Annotated in this window: 6 protein-coding genes; 1 reads left to right on the top strand and 5 read right to left on the bottom strand. The window is 33.6% G+C overall.

Annotated elements, in window-relative coordinates; all coding sequences use genetic code 11:
* Positions 1 to 296: 296 nt before the first annotated feature.
* The 4 genes from tsf to rplM form a co-directional block, all read right to left on the bottom strand.
* Positions 297 to 1,121 carry a translation elongation factor Ts gene (gene tsf, locus H603_RS0112710; RefSeq protein ID WP_026708966.1) on the bottom strand — a complete coding sequence of 275 codons (825 nt, stop codon included), beginning with the start codon at positions 1,119 to 1,121 and terminating at the stop codon, positions 297 to 299.
* 112 nt (positions 1,122 to 1,233) lie between these two features.
* Positions 1,234 to 2,037 (bottom strand): 30S ribosomal protein S2, encoded by an 804-nt coding sequence (gene rpsB, locus H603_RS0112705; protein ID WP_026708965.1) that lies wholly within the window; start codon positions 2,035 to 2,037, stop codon positions 1,234 to 1,236.
* Between the two features lie 171 nt (positions 2,038 to 2,208).
* The gene (gene rpsI / locus H603_RS0112700) at positions 2,209 to 2,595 is read right to left on the bottom strand and encodes a 30S ribosomal protein S9 (protein ID WP_026708964.1); all 387 of its coding nucleotides are present in this window, start codon (positions 2,593 to 2,595) and stop codon (positions 2,209 to 2,211) included.
* Positions 2,595 to 3,050, bottom strand: coding sequence for a 50S ribosomal protein L13 (gene rplM / locus H603_RS0112695; RefSeq protein WP_026708963.1), 456 nt, complete (start codon positions 3,048 to 3,050; stop codon positions 2,595 to 2,597). The genes rpsI and rplM overlap by 1 nt, the downstream gene beginning before the upstream one ends.
* Before the next feature lie 329 nt (positions 3,051 to 3,379).
* On the opposite strand from rplM, the gene H603_RS0112685 reads away from it, so the two are divergent.
* Positions 3,380 to 4,402: a LacI family DNA-binding transcriptional regulator gene (locus H603_RS0112685; protein WP_026708962.1), complete on the top strand. Its 1,023-nt coding sequence runs from the start codon at positions 3,380 to 3,382 to the stop codon at positions 4,400 to 4,402.
* Between the two features lie 69 nt (positions 4,403 to 4,471).
* Here the strand turns inward: H603_RS0112685 and H603_RS0112680 are convergent.
* The coding region (locus tag H603_RS0112680) for an IS3 family transposase (protein ID WP_026708961.1) at positions 4,472 to 4,764 on the bottom strand (293 nt) is incomplete at its 5' end.

Genomic DNA, 4,764 nt, shown 5'->3' with positions numbered 1-4,764 from the left:
CGTACAGTATTTAGTCGCTAAAAATTTGAAGTTGTTATTCAAAGGTAATAATATGCTAAACTTAAAAAATAGTCAGCTAATAACTACAGCGTTCAATCAAAGTTTCTTTACAGAATCGGTTATTTCGATTATGCCAGGGTACATGATGCTAGGAGCTAATTATTCTTTTTGAGAGTATCCGCTTATAATTTCTACTTCCAGAAAGTAGTAGGTACTTAGCCTGAATTTCATAAAAAAAAAACTCCATTTCAAATTGCTTTGAAATGGAGTTTAGTATTTTAATACTTACTTAAGGATTAACCTAAAGAAGCTCTTTTAAATCCTGTAACAACAAGATCTTTATCTAAAGACGCAACATAAGCAGCAACGCTTAATTTGTTATCTTTAATATAGTCTTGATTCACTAAAGTGTTATCTTTAAAGAAACGAGCTAATTTACCTTTAGCAATGTTGTCTAACATAGCTTCTGGTTTTCCTTCTTGACGAAGTAAATCTTTAGCGATTTCGATTTCTTTTTCGATAGTTGCAGCATCAACACCTTCTTCGTTTAACGCGATAGGAGACATTGCAGCAGCTTGCATAGCTACGTTTCTAGAAACTTCTTCAGCACCTGCAGGAGCTGCAGATAAAGCTACTAAAGTAGCGATTTTGTTTCCAGAGTGGATGTAAGATCCTACGAAAGCACCTTCTAATTTCTCAAAAGTTCTGATTTCTAATTTCTCACCGATAACTCCAGTTTGCTCGATTAATTTATCAGCAATAGTAATTCCGTTGAAATCTGAAGCTAAAAATGCTTCTTTAGAATCGTAGTTCAATGCTTGGTTAGCCATTTCAGTAGCCATTTTCACAAAGCTTTCGTTCATTCCTACGAAGTCAGTCTCACAGTTTAGAGTGATTACTACACCAGCAGTTTTGTCAGCGTTAACAACAGCAATTGCAGCTCCTTCAGTAGATTCTCTATCTGAACGATTTGCAGCTACTTTTTGTCCTTTTTTACGAAGGTTTTCGATCGCTAAATCAAAATCTCCTTCTGCTTCAACTAATGCTTTTTTGCAGTCCATCATTCCTGCACCAGTAGCTGTTCTTAATTTATTTACGTCTGCAGCAGTTATCGTTGCCATAATTTTTTATTTAAAAGATTAAAAGATCGAAGAATTTAAAGATTAAAAATAGTGCTAATTTGACATTGACACTTTAAGTAATCTTTAAATCTTTCAATCTTCAAATTTATTATTATTTTTCTTCAGTAGCTGGAGCAGCTGGAGCAGCAGTTTCAGTTGCAGCAGGAGCCGCAGCCTCAGTTGCAGCAGGAGCTACTTTTTCAGCAGTTTCAGCATCTTTGTCAGCCCCTCTATCAGAAAGACCTTCAGTGATTGCGTTAGTTACTAAAGTTAAGATTTTATCAATAGATTTAGAAGCATCATCATTTGATGGAATTACGAACTCTACTTCACGAGGATCAGAGTTAGTATCTACCATTGCAAAAACTGGAATGTTTAATTTTTGAGCTTCTTTTATTGCGATGTGTTCAGCTTTGATATCAACTACAAATAATGCAGCTGGTAATCTTGACATATCTGAAATTGAACCTAAATTTTTCTCTAATTTAGCACGAAGACGATCAACTTGTAAACGCTCTTTCTTAGAAAGTGTCATGAAAGTACCATCTTTCTTCATTTTATCAATAGTAGCCATTTTTTTAACAGCTTTACGGATAGTTACGAAGTTAGTTAGCATTCCACCAGGCCATCTTTCAGTGATGTAAGGCATGTTTGCAGCTTTTGCTTTTTCAGCAACGATGTCTTTTGCTTGTTTTTTGGTAGCAACAAATAATATTTTTCTACCTGATGCAGCGATTTTTTTCAAAGCTTCATTAGCTTCTTCAATTTTTGCTGCAGTTTTATATAGATTGATAATGTGTATACCATTACGCTCCATATAAATGTAAGGAGCCATGTTTGGATCCCATTTTCTAGTCATGTGTCCAAAGTGAACACCTGCTTCTAGTAATTCTTTTACTTCTACTTTGTTTGACATTTTTTTGTACTAGTTTACGTTCTGTTGATTAGCAATGTATAAATGGCGATTTCTCGGCTAAATACATTTAGATGCTAAACTAATTTCTCACCTCAATGAGACAACAACAACATTGTTTTAAATTCAATAAATTCAATAAGTCTTGAATAAAGGTACTCAAGACAGGCAATATTAACGTTTCGAGAATTGAAATTTCTTACGAGCTTTCTTCTGACCGAATTTCTTACGTTCAACCATTCTTGGGTCTCTTGTCAATAAACCTTCTGGTTTCAAGATTAATCTGTTTTCAGCATTGATTTCACACATAACACGTGCTAATGCCATTCTTACAGCTTCTGCTTGTCCAGTTGAACCACCTCCGTATACGTTTACTTTTACGTCATAGTTAGTTGCGTTTTCTGTCATAGACATAGGTTGCATAACTTTGTACTGTAAAGTAGATGTTGGGAAGTAAGTTGCGAATTCTTTTTTGTTTACAGTGATTACTCCTGTTCCTTCCGAAACATAAACACGTGCAACAGCGGTTTTTCTTCTACCGATTTTGTGAATAACTCCCATTACTTAAGATCGTTTAGGTTAACTGTTCTAGGTTTTTGAGCTCCTTGTTTGTGCTCTGAACCAACAACAACATTTAAATTTCTGAAAAGTTCTGCTCCAATTTTGTTCTTTGGTAACATTCCTTTTACTGCTTTTTCTACTAATAATGCAGGGTTTTTAGATTGCAATACTTTAGCAGTTAAAGTTCTTTGTCCTCCTGGGTAACCTGTATGACGCATGTAAATCTTTTCGTCCATTTTGTTACCTGTAAGGTTGATTTTTTCTGAGTTGATAACGATTACGTTATCTCCACAGTCCACGTGTGGTGTGTAACTTGGCTTGTACTTACCTCTTAAAATCATAGCGACTTTTGAAGCAAGACGTCCTAAGTTATGACCGTCAGCGTCTACAACGATCCACTCTTTTGTAGAGTTGGCTTTTGTTGCTGAAATTGTCTTGTAGCTTAATGCGTTCACAATAAATAAATTTTAATTAAACATTCCGTCCCCAATAAAGGGGATGCAAAAGTACAATTAATTATTTTAAATACAAATACCTTAAATGATTATTTTTATTATGCGTTTTGCCTGATTATCAATTGTATATTTATCAATATTATTATTAAGTAAATTTTGTAACTGCTCTAAAAGCACCAAGTCGTTTTTTAAGTTACTTTTGTTATCAACAATAAAATTTTTACCTTGCATTTTTCAAGGAATATAGTGCGTGATAGGACTAGTTAATCTCGTTGCAAATCACCTCTATTTTAAGCCATTTTTTTATACAGTTAATCAATACTATAATTATGAAAGTTAAAGCGACCCTTAAGCAAATAGCCAAAGAGCTTAATGTATCTGTTTCTACGGTTTCCAAGGCACTTAATGATAGTCCAGAAATTAGTGATCAAACAAAGATCAAAATTAAGGAATACGCTAAACTTAAAAATTATAAGCCTAACGTTATTGGTTTAAACCTTAAAAATAGAAAGACTAAAACGATTGGAGTAATCATTCCCAATATTCTTAATGCTTTTTTTGCAAAAGTATTCAGCGGTATTGAAAAAGTTGCTGATGAAAATGGGTATAATGTTATTACATGTATTTCTAATGAATCTATTGTAAAAGAAATTAGCACCTTAGACATGTTGAGTAATGGTACGATTGATGGTTTTATTTTATCGGTATCAGAGGAAGCTCAAAAACTTCAAGACTACTCTCACTTTACCGAAATTATTAACGACGGTACTCCTATAGTTATGTTTGATCGTATTGCTGAAGGGGTCGAATGTGATAAAGTGGTTGTTGATGATTTTAACTCAGCACTTAATTCTACTCAGCGATTAATTGACTTAGGCTGCAAAAATATTGCTTTGTTTTCATCTGTGGATGAACTTAGTGTTGGTAAACTTCGTACAGATGGGTACTTGCAAGCATTGCAAAATAATAATATGACGGTCAACAATTCGATTATTTTAAGAACAAATTCTGAGGAGGACCTGAATACTGCTATTTTGAACCTACCAGCAAACGAGCCTATAGATGCAATCTTTGCTTTGGAAGAAACAGATACGGTTGCGGCATTAAAATACGGGTTAAGACACGGTTTTAAAATCCCCGAAGAATTGTCGATTATTGGTTTTGCTGATGGAATATTAGCCTCAAGAAGATTAACACCTAGTGTTACAACTGTTAGTCAGCATGCTCCTGAAATTGGAGAGAAAGCAGCTCAATTATTGATCGATCGTCTAGAAACTAAGGAAGAAAACCTACCGTTTAAAACTGTTGTTATTAAAACCATTTTAAAAGAAAGAGAATCGACTAGAAAATAAAAACGGCACTTCGTTCATATAAAAAACTCCATTTATAGACTGCACCCAAAAGTTTAGACAAATTTATAATTAATTTTGATAATAGTGAGCTCGATATTGTATCGGGCTCATTTTGTTTAAATTTGATTTAATTCTGTCGTTATTATAATATAATATGTACTCTTTAATCTCTTTTTTTAATTGATTTATAGAGTTGTACTTTTTAAGATAAAACAACTCCGATTTTAGTATTCCAAAGAAGTTTTCAATGATTGCATTATCTAGACAATTGCCCTTTCTTGACATACTTTGTTTAATTCCTTTTTCCTTTAAGAGTTGCTGATATTGTCGCATTTGATATTGCCATCCCTGGTCTGAGTGTA

It is taken from the genome of Flavobacterium frigidarium DSM 17623, from assembly GCF_000425505.1.
GTDB classification, from domain to species: Bacteria; Bacteroidota; Bacteroidia; order Flavobacteriales; family Flavobacteriaceae; genus Flavobacterium; species Flavobacterium frigidarium.
The sequence above is the reverse complement of the archived record's forward strand: the minus strand, read 5'-3'. Positions and strand labels throughout refer to the sequence as shown.

Coding starts and splice junctions, on each gene's coding strand:
- H603_RS0112685 (WP_026708962.1), top strand. CDS start 3,380: ATGAAAGTTAAAGCGACCCTTAAGCAAATAGCCAAAGAGCTTAATGTA.
- rpsB (WP_026708965.1), bottom strand. CDS start 2,037: ATGTCAAACAAAGTAGAAGTAAAAGAATTACTAGAAGCAGGTGTTCAC.
- tsf (WP_026708966.1), bottom strand. CDS start 1,121: ATGGCAACGATAACTGCTGCAGACGTAAATAAATTAAGAACAGCTACT.
- rpsI (WP_026708964.1), bottom strand. CDS start 2,595: ATGGGAGTTATTCACAAAATCGGTAGAAGAAAAACCGCTGTTGCACGT.